The sequence below is a fragment of the Alcaligenes sp. 1735tsa3 genome (assembly GCF_024134565.1).
GTDB lineage: Bacteria > Pseudomonadota > Gammaproteobacteria > Burkholderiales > Burkholderiaceae_B > Alcaligenes > Alcaligenes phenolicus.
Map to the genome: position 1 here is coordinate 3,252,184 of NZ_CP099862.1, position 16,912 is coordinate 3,269,095.

The following is a 16,912-nucleotide window of genomic DNA, read 5'->3' on the forward strand; positions in this document are numbered from 1 at the left end:
TTTGCGTTTATTAGACAACACACCTTCGTTGTGCTTCTTCCTAATTGTTAAAGAGCAATTCGTGGGTTGCATAACCCAACGAGCAGTATTCTTTAAAAAGAACACTCTTCGTTGAATCTAGCGCCAGGTCAACCGCTGTTGGCCTGTGCCCTATACTCTGTCATGAACCTTGCTGTATCGACAACCAACCACAAAAGCGGTGGTGGAGGATGACGGGATCGAACCGACGACCCCCTGCTTGCAAAGCAGGTGCTCTCCCAGCTGAGCTAATCCCCCGAGGTAATCGTTGGTGGGTCAAGTTGGAATCGAACCAACGACCCCCGCCTTATCAAGACGGTGCTCTAACCGACTGAGCTACTGACCCATCTATCACCAGTGGGCGATACCTTCAATGGTCATGACATTAACTAACAGCCAATAAGTGTGGACGCTTTCGCTTTGCGAGCCATTCGCTCTAAAAGGAGGTGATCCAGCCGCACCTTCCGATACGGCTACCTTGTTACGACTTCACCCCAGTCATGAATCCCACCGTGGTAAGCGCCCTCCTTACGGTTAGGCTACCTACTTCTGGTGAAACCCACTCCCATGGTGTGACGGGCGGTGTGTACAAGACCCGGGAACGTATTCACCGCGACATTCTGATCCGCGATTACTAGCGATTCCGACTTCACGCAGTCGAGTTGCAGACTGCGATCCGGACTACGATCGGGTTTCTGAGATTGGCTCCCCCTCGCGGGTTGGCGACCCTCTGTCCCGACCATTGTATGACGTGTGAAGCCCTACCCATAAGGGCCATGAGGACTTGACGTCATCCCCACCTTCCTCCGGTTTGTCACCGGCAGTCTCATTAGAGTGCTCTTGCGTAGCAACTAATGACAAGGGTTGCGCTCGTTGCGGGACTTAACCCAACATCTCACGACACGAGCTGACGACAGCCATGCAGCACCTGTGTTCCGGTTCTCTTGCGAGCACGGCCAAATCTCTTCGGCTTTCCAGACATGTCAAGGGTAGGTAAGGTTTTTCGCGTTGCATCGAATTAATCCACATCATCCACCGCTTGTGCGGGTCCCCGTCAATTCCTTTGAGTTTTAATCTTGCGACCGTACTCCCCAGGCGGTCAACTTCACGCGTTAGCTGCGCTACTAAGGCCTAACGGCCCCAACAGCTAGTTGACATCGTTTAGGGCGTGGACTACCAGGGTATCTAATCCTGTTTGCTCCCCACGCTTTCGTGTCTGAGCGTCAGTATTATCCCAGGGGGCTGCCTTCGCCATCGGTATTCCTCCACATATCTACGCATTTCACTGCTACACGTGGAATTCTACCCCCCTCTGACATACTCTAGCTCGGCAGTTAAAAATGCAGTTCCAAGGTTGAGCCCTGGGATTTCACATCTTTCTTTCCGAACCGCCTACACACGCTTTACGCCCAGTAATTCCGATTAACGCTTGCACCCTACGTATTACCGCGGCTGCTGGCACGTAGTTAGCCGGTGCTTATTCTGCAGATACCGTCAGCAGTATCCCGTATTAGGGGATACCTTTTCTTCTCTGCCAAAAGTACTTTACAACCCGAAGGCCTTCATCATACACGCGGGATGGCTGGATCAGGGTTTCCCCCATTGTCCAAAATTCCCCACTGCTGCCTCCCGTAGGAGTCTGGGCCGTGTCTCAGTCCCAGTGTGGCTGGTCGTCCTCTCAAACCAGCTACGGATCGTTGCCTTGGTGAGCCTTTACCCCACCAACTAGCTAATCCGATATCGGCCGCTCCAATAGTGAGAGGTCTTGCGATCCCCCCCTTTCCCCCGTAGGGCGTATGCGGTATTAGCCACTCTTTCGAGTAGTTATCCCCCGCTACTGGGCACGTTCCGATATATTACTCACCCGTCCGCCACTCGCCGCCAAGAGAGCAAGCTCTCTCGCGCTGCCGTTCGACTTGCATGTGTAAAGCATCCCGCTAGCGTTCAATCTGAGCCAGGATCAAACTCTTCAGTTTAATCTCTGTGGTTGTCCCGTCTTGCGACGAGACCGATTGTGTCTCAAAGAAAAATTCAGAGTTACACAAGGTAATTCTTCATCTTTCGTTTGTGAGCACTTGATACAAACTTGTGGCGATCCCCGAAGGGTTCGACTCGCTCATTCCAAGCGCCCACACTTATCGGCTGTTAATTGTTAAAGAGCAGTGACAGTTGCCTGTCGTTCTACTGACTAACCCGGCTGGCTCGTCGCGCCTAGCGCTTCGTGCCTTGCTGTGTTAGCAGCAGAGAAACGAGATTATGAAGCAGATCAGGCAGTGTGTCAAGCGTTTTTTTGAAGAAGTTAGAAAGTTTTAAAACCGTCCAACTCGTCTCGCTTAAACCAGAACTTTCGTTCCTTTCTACCTGCTGAACAATCAACCGTGAGGCTAACCACCCAACTTCACAAACAAGGGTAAATTTTCAAAACCGTTTCAACCTGCAAAACCGCTTAAAAACTTAACGTTGCGTTCTCTGGAGCAGAACCTAGAACTTTAACACAGAATTTTCTGATTTGTCAAGCTCCGGGTTTTACACCCTGTCAGTTTTCTGACCAGTCATTCAAGCTTCGGTGCGGGCCTCTTGGCCAAGGCGGTGAAACTTGTCTAACTGCTCTCTGCGGCGCTTCGGGGAAAACCCTGTGTGTGCTGCAGCGAGAAAAGAACTATAGCACGACGATTTTCCGCTTTGCAAGCGTTTCATGGGGTTTTTCTTGGCATTTAAGAAGCAGAAACCCTTCAAAAACACTTAGATCATTGATAACAATAAGGAATAACTATAAAAATAATTTTTAGCTTAACTTCAGTTTTTTTCCCCTGGTAGCGGCCATCCCATCCTCAACCGCATCTTCCAGACCAAACCGCTGTTTTTCTCGTGAAAATTGGCTAGATATTCTCCAGTCGCCTAATAGCCCCTTCTCTATATATAGAGACAGCGAAACTCATCACCCACGCCAGTCATCAGTCCTTGTGCTTGCTTGCTTGCTTGCTTGCTTGCTTGCTTGCTTGCTTGCTTGCTTGCTTGCTTGCTTGCTTGCTTGCTTGCTTGCTTGCTTGCTGGCTGGCTTGCTGGCTGGCTGGATAACGGACAAAAGAACGACCACACGAACACTGCATCGGCCCTATGCCTCCAATCAACAGTGTCTCTATATAGATAGCGAGTTGAATGGCCTCCAAGATCGAGCATTATGCAGGGCTGCTAGCCGCTCGGGGCCCCGGGACCGGGTGTGGGGGCGAGTCAGAGTACTTGCCGCAGTCGCAGTCATGATCGGGGATGCAAGCAGTCTGCTGTTTGAGCCCAAAGTTTGTGATTGGTCCGGGGGACCAATCACTGGGCGAGTTCAGACTGCGCCCCGATCATGACTGCGACAAGGCGACCGGCGCATTGCGCCGGCAAGTAGTCCGCCCCAACACCCGGTTCCGGGGCCTCGAGTGGCGACCTACGTAGAGCGGTTGAAACAATGAGCGCCCTCTCTATATAGAAGGGCCATTCATCGTTGCGACTCAACCCTCTATATATAGTTGGGTGGTGAGCCTCCCCAAGAAGTAATCCAATCTCCCCCTCTATCCTCACTGACCTTCAATAGCCCTTTGGTTCTCAGTCTCTTTGCTTAGATCTTAGAGTCTCCGAGTCTCTAAGTCTCTAAGTCTCTAAGTCTCTAAGTCTCTAAGTCTCTAAGTCTCTAAGTCTCTAAGTCTCTAAGTCTCTAAGTCTCTAAGTCTCTAAGTCTCTAAGTCTCTAAGTCTGCACTCATGAGAACACCAAACATCTCAACACATCCTCTCTAGTAGAAAAAACCCAGCTTTCTCTCACCGATAGAACGTCCTCTACACCGACACGCTCTCTCTATATAGAGGACAAAGACACACCTGCAGAAAGCAACTAAAGAGACACAAGCTCACCCAAGGCAGGGCTACAAACACAGCTCCCCCTCCTATCTACTCTATATATAGAGAGATCCCCCCTTACGCCCCCAAGCAATAAGCTAATCCCCAATTCATTGTTATTTTCTGTAGCCACGTTCATTACCATTCCTTATGCACTTAATCCTCTAAGCAGGCCTCTGCTTACTCAAGAGAGTAATAATGATCAAACCAATCCTCATCTCCTTGGCATTTGCATTCAGTGCGGTCCTGGCACCGACTGCTTCCGCAGAGCCAAGCACACCCGACACGGCAGCCAAACCAGCCGCCTTGATCTCGGCTGGCGACCTGGCCACCAAGCTGGATCAAAACAATCTGCGCATTCTGGATATCCGCACAGACAAAGAATATGCAGCAGGCCATGTACCAGGTGCCGTCCACACTCCATATGGAGCCTACCGCGGCCCGGCCGAAAACGCCGGTGCTCTGCGCTCCGAAGCCGAGCTGTCTGCCCTGTTCAGCAAAGCCGGCATTTCCAAGGACAGCTACGTTGTCGTCACCTACGCGGGCGCGAACCCCACAGACTTCGGCGCAGCAGCACGCGTGTACTGGACACTAAAAGCTGGCGGCCTGACCCAGCTATCCATTCTGGACGGCGGCCTGCAAGCCTGGGAAGCCGAAGGCAAAGCCCTGAGCAAAGACACCCCCACTGTCACCCCCACCGAATTCAGCTACCACTACAACAAAGACATGGTGGTCAGCACACAAGAAGTCGCTGACTACATCAAGAACGGCCAGGCTCCCGTCCTGCTGGACGCTCGCCCAACCGAATTCTTCAAAGGCGAAAAGCGCGTTGACGCCGCCGCCCGCTACGGCACCCTGCCCGGCGCACGCGAGCTGGACTTCAACAGCTTTTTCCGTAGCGACAAACCTGTCCTGAAAGACACCGGTGAACTCGTCAAGATCGTCAAAGAACAAGGTCTGGACGACAAACCCACCGTTTCGTTCTGCAATACCGGGCACTGGGCTGCCACGAACTGGTTTGTCCTGTCCGAACTGGCCGGCAACCCTAACGTGAAGCTCTACCCCGAGTCCGTCGTGGAATGGAGCCGCAGCAACTTGCCTATGGATAACCAGCCCTCCCGTTTCGAAGTTCTGAAACTCGATGCCAAACGCGCCATTAACTAAAGAAATCGATCATGCTTTATCTGACTAGACTGGGCTTTATCCTGGCCAGCCTGGCCCTGATTGTTGGGGTCGCTCTGGTAGGTGGACTGCGCCAAGGCCTGCTCGTCCTGCTGGGGATTGGCTTTGGTGCCGTCCTGCAAGGAGCTCGTTTCGGTTTCACGACCGGATGGCGTAACTATATCGAGCGCCGTGACCCTCAAGGTATCTGGGCACAAATGCTCCTGCTGGTATTGGCCGCTGCCTTCACCCTACCCTTGATCGCCGATAGTGGCGGTGAGCTGGTTGGCGCGATTGCCCCATTGACCATCAGCTTGGTATTGGGTGCCTTTCTGTTTGGCGCTGCCATGCAACTGGCCGATGGCTGCGGTTCCGGCACTCTCTATAAAGCAGGCGCAGGCGCACCGATTTCCTTTGCGGTTCTGCCTACCTTTGCCATTGGTAGCTTTCTAGGCGCATCGCACCAGCCCGGCTGGATTGCCCTGGGCGGCCTACCCGCTATCGACCTGACTGTGTCCTTGGGCTGGCCCACTGCCTTGTTGATTACCGTACTAGGCTGCGCCGCCGTATCCTGGTTCGTCGGCCGAGGTGCACGTCGCCATCGGAAAGAGCAAAACAGCCCACCTGCCAAATGGGAAATGCGCTGGTGGATGGGCGCTTTGCTGCTGGCCGTGCTGTATGCCATTCACATGATCGTCGCAGGCCAACCCTGGGGCATCGTCTATGGTATTGGCTTGTGGGGCGCAAAAGTATTCTCGGCTCTGGGCTGGTCCCCAGTTGGCGACGCGTTCTGGGGCGTGGCTCCACATGCACAACGTCTGGCTGAACCCGTCCTGGCTGACGTTACTTCGGTCACCAACTTTGGTTTGATTTTGGGCGCCATGGCAGCCTCACGCTGGAATCATCCTGCCAATTTCAAATCCCCCAATGCCCGCACGTTGTGGGTAGGCGCAATTGCGGGCCTGGTGATGGGCTACAGTGCCCGTATGGCCTTCGGATGTAATGTGGGCGCATTCCTGGGAGGCATCGCCTCGGCCAGCATCCATGGCTGGGTCTGGTTTGCACTGGCCTTTGCCGGGTCCATCATAGGCGTGCGCATTCGTCGCCGCGTTAATCCTTGAGTCGTGCAAGCATGAGCAAAACTACTTTCCGCCTTATTACCAGTACCTTCTGGCTGGTCGTTGTCTTGCTAGTTGTCATGGACAGCCTGCAAGACTATCCCTACCGCCCCGAGCCCGCCCCCATTGCCTGGGGTAGTGGACAAGCCGCTAGCGGCGGCCACTGCTCGGGTCGATAAGCCGGGGCCTACCCGGCCTGCAACACCCCTGATGGGAGAAAACCTGGCAGCCTTACTTGGCTGCATCGGGTTTCACCATCAGGGGTTTTCTTTTGGGTGAAGTAAAGCGCATCCGCTTGTAGTGACAAACCGACAGCCTGCATTGCCCGCCCCCACACAAGCGCCAGAGCACGACAAAGCAAGCACAGAGCCGTGCTAGCATCAATCAGATTTCCCAACCCTCTGTTGTCATGCTGACCTTCCTTCGCACCACCTTTAGCCGCAGCCTGCGCATGTTTTATACCGTTGCGCGCATCATGCTCCCCATCATGATTGCGGTGCGTATTGCCGCGCAGTTGGGTCTGATCGAGCAAGTCGGTAAACTGATAGGCCCGATCATGGCACTGGTTGGCCTGCCAGCCGAAGCCGGTATTGTCTGGGCAACCACTGCTCTGGCCGGTATTTACGCTGGCATAGGATCAATGGCGGCCTTGGGCGACAGCTTGAGTTTCAACGTGGCTCAAATCAGCGTCTTGGGCACCATGATGCTGTTTGCACACAATATGCCTATGGAACAGGCCATTGTGCGTCGGGCCGGAGCCAGCTTCTGGTTTACCGCCACGCTGCGGATTGTCTGCGCCCTGCTTTACGGTGGCCTGCTGGCCTGGGGTTTGAATAGCGCCGGGCTGTTACAGGAACCCGTGTCCCTTGCCTGGCTTTATGGGCAATCCAATGCCACACAAGGCGGTTGGCAAGGCTGGGTAGACTGGTTGTGGGGAACGGCCAGCTCGCTATTCATGACCTGGCTGATTATTCTTGGCCTGCTCCTGATCCTGTCAGTCCTGGAGAAAATCGGCTTCACCCGATTGCTGACTCGACTCCTGCTTCCCTTGCTCCGCTTTTCAGGCTTGGAAGAACGAGTCGCCCCCACCACCACGATTGGCGTATTGCTGGGCTTGAGCTACGGCGGTGCCTTGATTATTGATGAGTCCCGCCAGCAGAACTACAGTCCCAGAACACGCTTGCTGGCCTTGTCCTGGCTGTCATTGAGCCACTCCCTGATTGAAGACACCATTCTTATTCTGGCTCTGGGTGCCAACATCTGGGTGGCCCTGGTCGGCCGACTTGTTCTGACCTTGTTGATTATTGGCCTGATGGCCCGTCTGACATTACCAGGTAGCGCCCTGTACAGACGCTACCTTGCTTCTGCCTCGCACCCTCAGGATGCTTAGCTTTTGACCAGCAGATCCTGAAAACGCTGGTAGAACTTCTTGAGCTTGGGCGCAATGACCATCTGGCAATAGGCTTGCTCGGGGTGCAATGCAAAATAATCGTGGTGATAATCCTCGGCCTCCCAGAAAGTGGAACTGTCGAGCACATGGGTCACGATCGGTGCATCAAACTGCGATTTGATTTCTTCGATGACTTCAAAGGCCTGGCGGCGCTGTTCTTCATTTTGACAAAAAATTGCCGACGCATACTGTGGTCCCTGGTCAGCGCCCTGACGATCCGGCGTGGTAGGGTCATGGGTCAGGAAAAATACCTCCAGCAAATCCCGATAGGAAATGACGGAAGGGTCGAATTCCACTTTGACCACTTCAATATGGCCGGTCTGCTTTCCGCAAACCTGCTCATAGGTGGGATGCTCTACATGGCCGCCACAATATCCGGGCACCACAGACTGCACACCTTGCAAGGCTTTGAAAATCCCTTCAGTGCACCAAAAACATCCGCCACCTAATATGGCTGTTTCCTTCATGAATTCTCCTTTGTTGACGAATTGGCTAGACTCAGCAACCAGGCTGCAATAGCTTGTGCTTGCTCGGCGCTGATCCGGTTTTGAGCGGGCATGGGAATAGCTCCCCAGTTCCCCCGACTACCCTGTTGAATTTGTCGCTGCAAATACGCCTGAGTTTCCTGCGCCGGACCTGACGCGTAGCGTTGGGCGATCTCCCGAAAAGGGGGCCCGACCCGTTTACGATCAATTTGATGACAGGACAAGCACTGCGCCTGCACGATATCCATCAGCGCTACCGTATCAGCCTTTGCCACCGGATTAAAGATCATCAATCCACAAAAAACTACTAATGGTAAACGTCTGGCCCAAGAGACTGAATGCAGCATGATCCTTCCCTTACAATTTACCCAGCCCTGGTCTGGGCTCGCAGTCACGCTATTATCTGATATTCATCTCTGTAATGGGCACGCATGTTAATTCACCCGCAGTTTGATCCCGTCGCCATACAACTTGGACCCCTTGCCATTCATTGGTATGGCTTGATGTATTTAGTGGGCTTTGGCCTGGTTTGGCTGGCTGGCACAGCGCGTATCCGTGCGGGCTATGACTTGCTGACCCGCAAAGACCTGGAAGACCTGATCTTTTACTGCGTCCTGGGCGTGGTGGCAGGTGGGCGTCTGGGCTACACCCTGTTCTACCAACCCTCTTACTACTTGTCGCACCCGCTGGAGATTCTGTATGTCTGGCAAGGTGGCATGTCCTTTCATGGTGGTCTGATCGGTGTGCTGGTGACAATTGCGCTGTTTGCTCGAAACCGTCGACGGCGTTTTCTGGAAGTCAGCGATTTTCTAGCTCCCCTGATTCCCTTGGGGCTGGCCGTGGGCCGCCTGGGTAATTTCATTAACGGCGAACTATGGGGTCGCCCCAGTGATGTGCCCTGGGCCATGGTATTTCCACAAGTGGATGCAATCCCTCGCCATCCTTCGCAGTTGTATGAGATGGCCCTGGAAGGCATTGCCCTGTTTATCTTGCTGTGGTGGTTCACGCGTCGTCCACGCGCCGTTGGTCAGACCAGTGCCCTGTTCCTGATCGGCTATGGTTTCTTCCGCTTCATGGTGGAATACACTCGCGAGCCCGACGGCTACCTGGGTCTGCTCAGCGCAGGCTTGTCGATGGGACAGTGGTTGTCCTTGCCCATGATTGTCGCTGGCCTGGCTCTGTTTGCGTATGCCAGCAAACGAGACGTTGTGCCTGGCAGTCAGAAATAAACAAAACAGCAGAAAAGAAAAAAGCCCGTCCAGATCTGGACGGGCTTTTTTTGTAGGTGCCCCACCATTGCCGTCAAGACCGGCATCCTGGAACCGAGGGTCCAAGATCGGCTGTCATCAAGCCAGCTTCGGGTTCGTCGACGAGGACGATCGCTCCTACTGGCTAATCCAACAACCTGTATGCCAAAAGCATTGGTTCAAGGAATGTATGGTCGTGTCACGAACACGGCAGGGACTTACTGGGATGAAGCAGTCCGCGAGGGACAACAAGGGACTGCTTTCAAATTTGGTTTAGCGCGCGGTACCCGAAGGTTCGATGACCTCATCAATCATTGCGTGCATGTCTTCAATTTTACGCTTGAAATCGCCAAAAGCAACATTAGCCAGAGGACCATCAGGTGCTTTAGCGGATAAAAACTCGCTGGCGATCTGAATGGCGGCCATGACGGCGATACGTTCGTTGCCAGAGACACGGCCCGAACCCTTGATAGACTGCATGCGCTGGTCTACCAGTTTGACAGCTTCCAGCAAGCGCGCTTTTTCGGAAGGAGGGCATGCCAGAGAGTAATCGCGGCCCAACAGGGAAATATCGACTCGTTCCATGACTTACTCCTGTACGGCACCGGGTAAACGCATCAGGATCGAACCGATCTGGTCGCGAGCCTGTCCTGCTACATCACGCAACACACCCATACCCGCGCGTGCGCTGTCCAACTCGCGACGCAAGGCAACTACCTGGGCCTGTTCCTGTTCAAGCAGCTTTTTCAGTTCTGCCTGATCAGCCTGCGCTTGTTGCTGCACCACATCCAGTTGACGCTGATGCGAAGCAACACCGGTGGACAGGGACTCGAACTCATCTTGTTGACGACGATTTTGCTGGCGCAAGGCGTCCAGCTCGGCATCCTGAGTTTTCAGACGAGCTAATAATTGAGCGCGTTCAGCGTTGAGCTGACGAGATTGCTCTACCAGTTGACCGATACGGTCAGCGAGAAAGTCGAGATCTTGCAACATGGGCCTTATCGTAAACCATTGCTAGCGTTACTGGGTAGAGGAATTTCATACTAATGATAACCTTTCACCCATCTTTCCATTACCTTTCAAACTTCTTTCAAAGCCTGCCATCCACCTACGAACACGCTCCCAAAAAACCCTAAATTTCCGGAATTACCGGGAAAACCCTTAAAAACTAGGGTCATCTCAGGGTTTCCAGTCTTCAAGTGCTCCATTACCATGCGTCACCTCTGTTCAATGCAGTCGGCACACGCAGAGTATGGAGCCCGCTCCACTATAAAGAAGCTGACACAGGAAAAAGGAAAACCAATGCGCAAGGCAGACAAGGAGAATCCACCTTATGCAAATTAAAAATAAACAGGACTTCTGGTCCGGGGTCATGTTCGTGGTCGTGGGCGCCGCTTTCGCGCTCGGGGCCACCAGCTACTCGATGGGAACAGCCGCCCGCATGGGGCCCGGCTACTTCCCCTTCTGGCTTGGTGTATGCCTGAGCTTGTTAGGGGCGGTTGTCACTTTGGGCTCGATGTCTGCCAAAGCAGAAAGCACCGAGGTAGAGAAGTTTAACTGGAAAGTGCTCTTCGTTATCATCGGCGCGGTCGTGCTTTGCGGTCTGACACTGAACTCGCTGGGTGTTTACATCTCCATTTTCCTGCTTGTACTGATCAGCAGCTTTGCCAGCCATGAATTTAGCTGGCCTGTTGCACTGGGCGCAGCCGTCTTTTTGGTGCTGTTCGTCTGGTTGGCATTCATCAAGGGCCTGGGGCTGGTGTTCCCCCTGTGGCCAAGTTTTCTGGCCTGATTAGGGGGTGAACGAATATGGAATTATTTGACAACCTGATGCTGGGTTTCTCGGTGGCGATCACGCCCGAGAACCTGGCCTACGCTTTGCTCGGTTGCATACTGGGCACCTTGATTGGCGTGTTGCCAGGCATTGGCCCTGTGCCAACCATTGCCATGCTGCTGCCCATTACGTATGTGCTGCCTCCCGTAGCCGGTCTGATCATGCTGGCCGGTATTTACTATGGCGCCCAATATGGTGGGTCTACAACCGCCATTCTGGTTGCCCTGCCGGGGGAAACCTCAGCCGTGGTCACCGTGCTGGACGGACACCAGATGGCCCGTAATGGCCGGGCCGGTGCTGCCCTGGCGATTGCTGCTCTGGGTTCTTTCTTTGCCGGTTGTGTGGCCACCGTGCTGCTGGCCGCTTTTGCTCCGCCCTTGGCTGAAGTCGCCTTCAAGTTTGGACCTGCGGAGTATTTCTCATTAATGGTCTTGGGCCTGGTCGGTGCTGTGGTGCTGGCTTCGGGCTCCCTGCCCAAAGCTATCTGCATGATCTTGCTGGGTCTGCTGCTGGGTATGGTCGGTACCGACGTGAACTCCGGTGTTGCCCGTTACGACTTCGGTATTCCAGAACTGCAGGACGGTATCGACTTCGCCGTGGTGGCCATGGGTGTGTTTGGTTTCTCCGAAATCATGAACAACCTGGAGCTGGGCGATCAACGCGTGGAGATCACTGGCAAGGTCGGCTCGCTGTACCCCAACAAGCAAGAGTTCAAGGAGTCCTGGCCTGCTGTCGTGCGTGGTACCGCCATGGGTTCTTGCCTGGGTATCTTGCCCGGTGGTGGCGCGGTGCTGTCCTCCTTTGCGTCTTACACACTGGAGAAGAAAATCTCCAAGAACCCGGAACGCTTTGGTAAAGGTCACCCTGCTGGTCTGGCCGGTCCCGAGTCTGCCAACAACGCTGCCGCTCAAACCTCCTTCATCCCGCTGCTGACCCTGGGTATCCCCGGTAACGCTGTGACCGCGCTGATGATTGGTGCCATGACCATCCACAACATTCAGCCTGGTCCACAAGTGATGACCAGCCACCCTGAACTGTTCTGGGGTCTGATCGCCTCCATGTGGATTGGTAACCTGATGCTGGTCATCCTGAACCTGCCATTGGTAGGCCTGTGGGTGAAACTGCTTAAAGTGCCCTACCGCCTGCTGTTCCCCGCCATTCTGGTGTTCTGCACGGTGGGTGTGTACTCGCTGAACTACAACGTGTTTGACATTCTGGTCACCGCCGCCTTCGGTTTGGTGGGCTACGTCTGGTCCAAGCTGCGTTGTGAAGGTGCTCCGCTGTTGCTGGGTCTGGTCCTGGGACCAATGATGGAGGAAAACTTCCGTCGTGCCCTGCTACTGTCCCGCGGTGATTACACCACTTTTGTGACACGTCCTCTGTCCCTGTCGCTGCTGGTCCTGGCTGCCTTCCTGGTTGTGGTTGTGGCCCTGCCTTCGGTGAAAAAGAAACGCGAAGAGACCTTCGTCGAAGAGGACTAAGACACCGTCCGTTCTCTGGTTTGAACGCTCCCGCTGAAAGGGAGCATTCAAACCGGCGCAGTCAACAAGAAGGCCTGATTTCGTCTCTCCACGAAATCAGGCCTTTTTCTTTGTCAGCTGATTTCGCTGCCTGCTTTCAAGACAGCCAAATCTTTGAAAGAGCGCACAGCCCTACGTCAGGAAACAAGCCTCAGGCAGCCAGAACTGCCTGCGTACATAAGCTTCCCAACAGGGGAGCCAGAATGACACCGGGGTGAGCCACGACGGCGAACAAACCATCTACAGTCCCACTAGGCCCACACAATGGCTGCTTGTTACTAGTCATGGGGCGCTGCCCGACCTCTATCGACAAGATGTGCGGGACAGAAGGTAGTTGCAGCAACTGGGCAATGGACTGACAGGTTTGCTCGGCCAGACGCTGCAAACCTGCCTCGCCTTCCAAAGGATAATCCAACGCCGACATCAACCCTCTTTCTTTGCCCGGTCGCACCTCCAGATCCTGAGCACAGAGTAAATGCCGGACCCGATTTCTATCAGCATCCAGGCGCAGTAACACGGCGGGCTGTTGCTCTATAGGCAACGCTACCCCCGCACTGGCTGCCAAAGCCAAGGCACCATAAGCATTGGCCAACACCACCTTGTCGGCCGCGATGACTTGCCCTTGCATCTCTATACCGTTCACTCGCCCTCCTGCCGACAACACACGCTGTACCGTACCGGACAAAACCGTGGCGCCATTCGCTTGTGCCGCTTGAATAAAACAACGTGCCAGATCTACTGGCTCCAAGGCGAAATCATCGGGCGCCCACATTGCCAAATCCGGTACGGCTGCCAACGACGGTTCTTTCTGACGCACTTGCGCGGCTGACAGGCTTTCAACCCTGGAACCGGCTGCCAGATGCTCGGCAATCAAGGCGGCTGTCTCGTCCGTCGTTTCCCCCCAGGACAAGGCTCCACGCACGGTCACAGGCAATGCCCCCAAGCTCTGCTTCAGACGCGTGTACTCTTCCAGAGCGTGTAGACGCAAGGCAAAGGCGTCAGTGTCATCAGAAGGTGTACTGGCGCTGGCTCCTACCCATCCAAAAGAGGCAGCGGTTGCACTAGGCACACTACCCGAACCCTGATCGATCAAAGTGACTGCGGCACCCGCTTGAGTCAGATGCCAGGCGACCGACGCCCCCATCACACCACCACCGACGACCAGCACTTTGCATTTATGCGTCATAGCTTTCTACTAATGAGTAAACAAAAAACAGCCAGCCCCTTGTGCGCATGAACAAGCGAACAACCAGCCAGGCAACAAGATACGGTCTGCTCTCAGCAAAAACAACAAGGGCCTGAATCCCTTGCGGAATTCAGGCCCTTGAGATCAGTCCAACTTACATCGTGCCTTGGCGGCGCTTGTAAAAGTTACCGATATACATGGCCAGCAGCACCAGCACGGTAGAGATCAGAATCATGATGATCCCCAGCGCCGAGAGCTTGCCCCACAAACCATCTTCGGCATAACCCAGCACCTGTACCGCCAGCACTTCCGTACCGGGACGGGACAGCACCACCGACACCGTCAGCTCACGAATGAACATGGTTGCCATCAAGATCCAGGCCGACACCACACCAGGAATCAGCAAAGGAATAATGATGCGGCGCATGGTGGTCCAGGAACTGGCCCCGGCAACGGCCGAGGACTCCTCCAGGTGGGCATGGACCTGCACAAAAGCGGCCGACAAGGGTCGGATACCGTAAGGCAGATAAGCGGCGATATAGGCCAACAGCAAGGCGGTCAGCGTGGCATACAAAGGCGTTTGCACAAAGAACCACATAAAGCCGATCCCGATCACAATCCCCGGGAAGGAAAAGGACAGGAAGCTCAAGGTATCCAGCAGCGCCGCCGCCCGCGTTCGTAACTTGACCACCACATAGGCCACAAACAGCGATAGCAATACACCCAGACTGGCTCCGACCACAGCCAGGAACAAACTGTTCTTCATGGCCACTTTGGAGATCGGATCTTGAATGACATCAATCCAGTTCGCCCAGCTCATCAAGGAGAAGGCGCGAGCACTAGGCACCATGGAATACGGAATCATGGAGGTATACAGCAGCACGGCCACAGGCAGCACCACCATCAGCAAACTGATAATGCCCACAATGATGAACAAGGGGATTTTCGCGCGACGCAATTCCAGCTGAGTGGGTTTGAAACCACGGCTGGAGATCGTCACATACTTGCTGCTTTCTTTCGTCATGTAGCGATACAGAACGATCAGGGCAATGGAGGCCGACAGCACACTCATGCCCAGCGCCGCCGCTTTTCCGTAATCCGGAGCGAAGCCGGTAGAGATCATCTCGAACAGATAAGTGGCCAGCACATCCACACGACCTGGGGTACCCAGAACACGTGGCACGGCGTAGGAAGCCAAGGCCCGCACAATCGCCAGAATGAAAGCCGCCATGATGGCTGGACGCAGAATCGGCAGGGTAACCCGCGTCAAGGTACGCCACAGACCGCCCCCGAATACACGGGAGGACTCCTCCATGGAAACGTCAAAAGAGGCCATGGCAGGCGCAATGATCAGGTAGGCCACAGGCATGTTCAACAAGCCTTCAACCAGAATCATGCCCCACAGGGAATAGATGTTCAGCGGTGCTTCCTGCAGGCCCAATGTATCCTGCAAGAACATATTGATCAGGCCGTTGGACGGGTTCAGCAGCAAGGCCCAGCTAACCGAGAACAGCAAGTGCGGAATCATCATGGGAACGATGGACAGCACCGTGAACACCCCTTTCATGGGCATGTTCGTACGCGTATTCAGGTAGGCCAGGAAAACAGCCAGCGCAGTAGAGAACAGGGAAGAGCCCAGCACGAAAACCACCGTATTGAAGGTGACTTCCAGCAAGAAAGGATCGGTGTAGGCGGCTACGTATTTAGCCGTGGTAAAGGAGCCAAAAGCCGTCAGGCCCTGCGAGAAGCTGCCCAGCAGCAACATCAGGACCGGGCACAGCGTCAGAAAGCCGACGATCAGAATAAGCGACCAGCTAAGTGGTCTGCGTGTGTGATTCATGATGCCCCGCCCTTATGCCGACAACAGCATGCAGTGTTCAGGGTGCAGGTTAAAGCGTACGGTATCGCCCTCTTTCACCTTCACGTCTGGATCAATACACACCAGAAGCTGCTCTTTACCCACTTTGACCTCGGCCTCGTAGGACTCACCGACGAACTCCAGGGCCTGGACCTGACCGTGGAACAGGTTCTGCCCCACTTCATTGGCCTGGCTGCTGACACGAATAAATTCTGGACGAATGCACAAGGTAACTTCGGTGCCCACGGGCAGGTCACGCTTCTTGCAATGCAGTTGGCCCAGTTCGCATTCCACAATGGTGGAGTCTGCACGCTGCTCCAGCACTTTGGCGCTGATCTGGTTGGCACGACCAATAAAGTCGGCCACAAAGCGGTGATCGGCATCAAAGTAAATTTTTTCTGGCGTACCAATTTCCAGAATCTTGCCACCTCGCATCACAGCGATGGAGTTGGACAAGGCCAATGCCTCGACGCGATCATGCGTCACGTACACAGCGGTAATGTCCAGACGGCTCAGAAATTCGCGCAGTTCTTTACGGGTTTCTTCACGCAGCTTGGCATCCAGGTTACTGAGCGGCTCATCAAACAAAATGACTTTAGGCTCGGCCACCAGGGCTCGGGCCAATGCCACACGCTGCTGCTGACCACCGGACAGACGCGTTGCGGAACGCTGATCCACCCCTTCCAGCTGCACAAACTTCAGGATGTTCGCGACTTTTTCACGAATCACCTCTTTGCGCTCGCCGCGCACTTGCAAGGGGTAAGCAATATTATCGAACACCGTCATGTGCGGCCAGATGGCGTATGTCTGAAACACCATGCCCAAACCGCGCTTTTCCACCGGCACAGCAATATTCTTGGCGCTGGACCAGACGATCTCGTCCCCAATGCGGATTTCACCCTCGTCTGGGGTTTCCAGACCAACAATGCACCGCAGCAGCGTGGTTTTGCCGCAGCCGCTGGGCCCTAACAGTGTGAAAAACTCATTAGCGGGAATCGTCAGGTTGATATTGTCCAAAGCCTTGAAGGTTTTGCCCTCTGAGACATAGGTCTTGCTTAGGCCGGTAATTTCAATTTGCATAATGAGTAAATGTTTTCAATAAAAATAAGGCGAGGCGCCAAGGCGCCCCGTTCTAGACGAACCTGTCGTTCTTA

At 54.4% G+C, this 16,912-nt stretch carries 14 protein-coding genes, 2 tRNA genes, 1 rRNA gene and 1 other RNA gene; 7 read left to right on the forward strand and 11 right to left on the reverse strand.

The features are described 5' to 3' along the window. Positions 1-200: 200 nt before the first annotated feature. The 3 genes from NIZ92_RS15080 to NIZ92_RS15090 all read right to left on the reverse strand — a co-directional run bounded on the left by NIZ92_RS15080 (position 201) and on the right by NIZ92_RS15090 (position 1,994). Positions 201-276, reverse strand: a tRNA-Ala gene (locus NIZ92_RS15080). An 11-nt stretch (positions 277-287) separates the two neighbouring features. Beyond that, positions 288-364: transfer RNA gene (locus NIZ92_RS15085), tRNA-Ile, on the reverse strand. Between the two features lie 93 nt (positions 365-457). Continuing rightward, positions 458-1,994, reverse strand: a 16S ribosomal RNA gene (locus NIZ92_RS15090). Positions 1,995-4,097: 2,103 nt separating this feature from the next. On the opposite strand from NIZ92_RS15090, the gene NIZ92_RS15095 reads away from it, so the two are divergent. The 4 genes from NIZ92_RS15095 (at position 4,098) to NIZ92_RS15110 (ending at position 7,568) form a co-directional block, all read left to right on the forward strand. Next, positions 4,098-5,063: a sulfurtransferase gene (locus NIZ92_RS15095; RefSeq protein WP_009454928.1), complete on the forward strand. Its 966-nt coding sequence runs from the start codon at positions 4,098-4,100 to the stop codon at positions 5,061-5,063. Positions 5,064-5,074: 11 nt separating this feature from the next. Further along, positions 5,075-6,181, forward strand: a complete 1,107-nt coding sequence (locus NIZ92_RS15100) for a YeeE/YedE family protein (protein WP_254002198.1) — start codon at positions 5,075-5,077, stop codon at positions 6,179-6,181. An 11-nt stretch (positions 6,182-6,192) separates the two neighbouring features. After that, positions 6,193-6,357: a hypothetical protein gene (locus tag NIZ92_RS15105; protein ID WP_009454924.1), complete on the forward strand. Its 165-nt coding sequence runs from the start codon at positions 6,193-6,195 to the stop codon at positions 6,355-6,357. A gap of 230 nt (positions 6,358-6,587) precedes the next feature. After that, positions 6,588-7,568 (forward strand): hypothetical protein, encoded by a 981-nt coding sequence (locus NIZ92_RS15110; protein WP_009454922.1) that lies wholly within the window; start codon positions 6,588-6,590, stop codon positions 7,566-7,568. On the opposite strand, the gene msrA is transcribed toward NIZ92_RS15110, so the two are convergent. Both msrA and NIZ92_RS15120 read right to left on the reverse strand, forming a co-directional pair. Next, positions 7,565-8,095 (reverse strand): peptide-methionine (S)-S-oxide reductase MsrA, encoded by a 531-nt coding sequence (gene msrA / locus NIZ92_RS15115; protein ID WP_035273291.1) that lies wholly within the window; start codon positions 8,093-8,095, stop codon positions 7,565-7,567. The genes NIZ92_RS15110 and msrA overlap by 4 nt on opposite strands. Beyond that, positions 8,092-8,460 (reverse strand): c-type cytochrome, encoded by a 369-nt coding sequence (locus NIZ92_RS15120; protein ID WP_035275678.1) that lies wholly within the window; start codon positions 8,458-8,460, stop codon positions 8,092-8,094. Before NIZ92_RS15120 ends, msrA begins: the two co-directional genes overlap by 4 nt. A gap of 84 nt (positions 8,461-8,544) precedes the next feature. On the opposite strand from NIZ92_RS15120, the gene lgt reads away from it, so the two are divergent. Further along, entirely contained in the window at positions 8,545-9,342 is a 798-nt protein-coding gene (lgt, locus tag NIZ92_RS15125; RefSeq protein WP_254002199.1) for a prolipoprotein diacylglyceryl transferase, read from the forward strand. Between the two features lie 54 nt (positions 9,343-9,396). On the opposite strand, the gene ssrS is transcribed toward lgt, so the two are convergent. The 3 genes from ssrS to NIZ92_RS15140 form a co-directional block, all read right to left on the reverse strand. Next, positions 9,397-9,580, reverse strand: a non-coding RNA gene (gene ssrS / locus NIZ92_RS15130) — 6S RNA. A 53-nt stretch (positions 9,581-9,633) separates the two neighbouring features. Next, the gene (locus tag NIZ92_RS15135; protein ID WP_009454914.1) at positions 9,634-9,945 is read right to left on the reverse strand and encodes a cell division protein ZapA; all 312 of its coding nucleotides are present in this window, start codon (positions 9,943-9,945) and stop codon (positions 9,634-9,636) included. Positions 9,946-9,948: 3 nt separating this feature from the next. After that, a complete protein-coding gene (locus tag NIZ92_RS15140) occupies positions 9,949-10,353 on the reverse strand; it encodes a hypothetical protein (RefSeq protein WP_035273300.1) in 405 nt (134 codons plus the stop codon). Positions 10,354-10,693: 340 nt separating this feature from the next. On the opposite strand from NIZ92_RS15140, the gene NIZ92_RS15145 reads away from it, so the two are divergent. Together NIZ92_RS15145 and NIZ92_RS15150 are read left to right on the forward strand one after the other, a co-directional pair. Beyond that, complete coding sequence (locus NIZ92_RS15145; RefSeq protein ID WP_009454910.1) at positions 10,694-11,152, forward strand: tripartite tricarboxylate transporter TctB family protein; 459 nt, start codon at positions 10,694-10,696, stop codon at positions 11,150-11,152. Positions 11,153-11,169: 17 nt separating this feature from the next. After that, positions 11,170-12,675: a tripartite tricarboxylate transporter permease gene (locus tag NIZ92_RS15150; protein ID WP_022983204.1), complete on the forward strand. Its 1,506-nt coding sequence runs from the start codon at positions 11,170-11,172 to the stop codon at positions 12,673-12,675. Between the two features lie 190 nt (positions 12,676-12,865). Here NIZ92_RS15150 and NIZ92_RS15155 read toward each other — a convergent pair whose 3' ends face one another. From NIZ92_RS15155 to NIZ92_RS15165, 3 genes are all read right to left on the reverse strand, one after another. After that, positions 12,866-13,900, reverse strand: a complete 1,035-nt coding sequence (locus NIZ92_RS15155; protein WP_254002200.1) for an FAD-binding oxidoreductase — start codon at positions 13,898-13,900, stop codon at positions 12,866-12,868. A gap of 154 nt (positions 13,901-14,054) precedes the next feature. Beyond that, complete coding sequence (locus tag NIZ92_RS15160; protein WP_022983205.1) at positions 14,055-15,740, reverse strand: iron ABC transporter permease; 1,686 nt, start codon at positions 15,738-15,740, stop codon at positions 14,055-14,057. 12 nt (positions 15,741-15,752) lie between these two features. Beyond that, positions 15,753-16,838, reverse strand: coding sequence for an ABC transporter ATP-binding protein (locus NIZ92_RS15165; RefSeq protein WP_022983206.1), 1,086 nt, complete (start codon positions 16,836-16,838; stop codon positions 15,753-15,755). Positions 16,839-16,912 lie beyond the last annotated feature (74 nt).

Bases quoted from the DNA above. Each gene is read 5' to 3' on its own strand.
- NIZ92_RS15110 (WP_009454922.1), top strand. From the start codon at position 6,588: ATGCTGACCTTCCTTCGCACCACCTTTAGCCGCAGCCTGCGCATGTTT.
- NIZ92_RS15150 (WP_022983204.1), top strand. From the start codon at position 11,170: ATGGAATTATTTGACAACCTGATGCTGGGTTTCTCGGTGGCGATCACG.
- lgt (WP_254002199.1), top strand. From the start codon at position 8,545: ATGTTAATTCACCCGCAGTTTGATCCCGTCGCCATACAACTTGGACCC.
- NIZ92_RS15145 (WP_009454910.1), top strand. From the start codon at position 10,694: ATGCAAATTAAAAATAAACAGGACTTCTGGTCCGGGGTCATGTTCGTG.
- NIZ92_RS15135 (WP_009454914.1), bottom strand. From the start codon at position 9,945: ATGGAACGAGTCGATATTTCCCTGTTGGGCCGCGATTACTCTCTGGCA.
- NIZ92_RS15160 (WP_022983205.1), bottom strand. From the start codon at position 15,740: ATGAATCACACACGCAGACCACTTAGCTGGTCGCTTATTCTGATCGTC.
- NIZ92_RS15100 (WP_254002198.1), top strand. From the start codon at position 5,075: ATGCTTTATCTGACTAGACTGGGCTTTATCCTGGCCAGCCTGGCCCTG.
- NIZ92_RS15095 (WP_009454928.1), top strand. From the start codon at position 4,098: ATGATCAAACCAATCCTCATCTCCTTGGCATTTGCATTCAGTGCGGTC.
- NIZ92_RS15105 (WP_009454924.1), top strand. From the start codon at position 6,193: ATGAGCAAAACTACTTTCCGCCTTATTACCAGTACCTTCTGGCTGGTC.
- NIZ92_RS15120 (WP_035275678.1), bottom strand. From the start codon at position 8,460: ATGCTGCATTCAGTCTCTTGGGCCAGACGTTTACCATTAGTAGTTTTT.
- NIZ92_RS15155 (WP_254002200.1), bottom strand. From the start codon at position 13,900: ATGACGCATAAATGCAAAGTGCTGGTCGTCGGTGGTGGTGTGATGGGG.
- NIZ92_RS15165 (WP_022983206.1), bottom strand. From the start codon at position 16,838: ATGCAAATTGAAATTACCGGCCTAAGCAAGACCTATGTCTCAGAGGGC.
- msrA (WP_035273291.1), bottom strand. From the start codon at position 8,095: ATGAAGGAAACAGCCATATTAGGTGGCGGATGTTTTTGGTGCACTGAA.
- NIZ92_RS15140 (WP_035273300.1), bottom strand. From the start codon at position 10,353: ATGTTGCAAGATCTCGACTTTCTCGCTGACCGTATCGGTCAACTGGTA.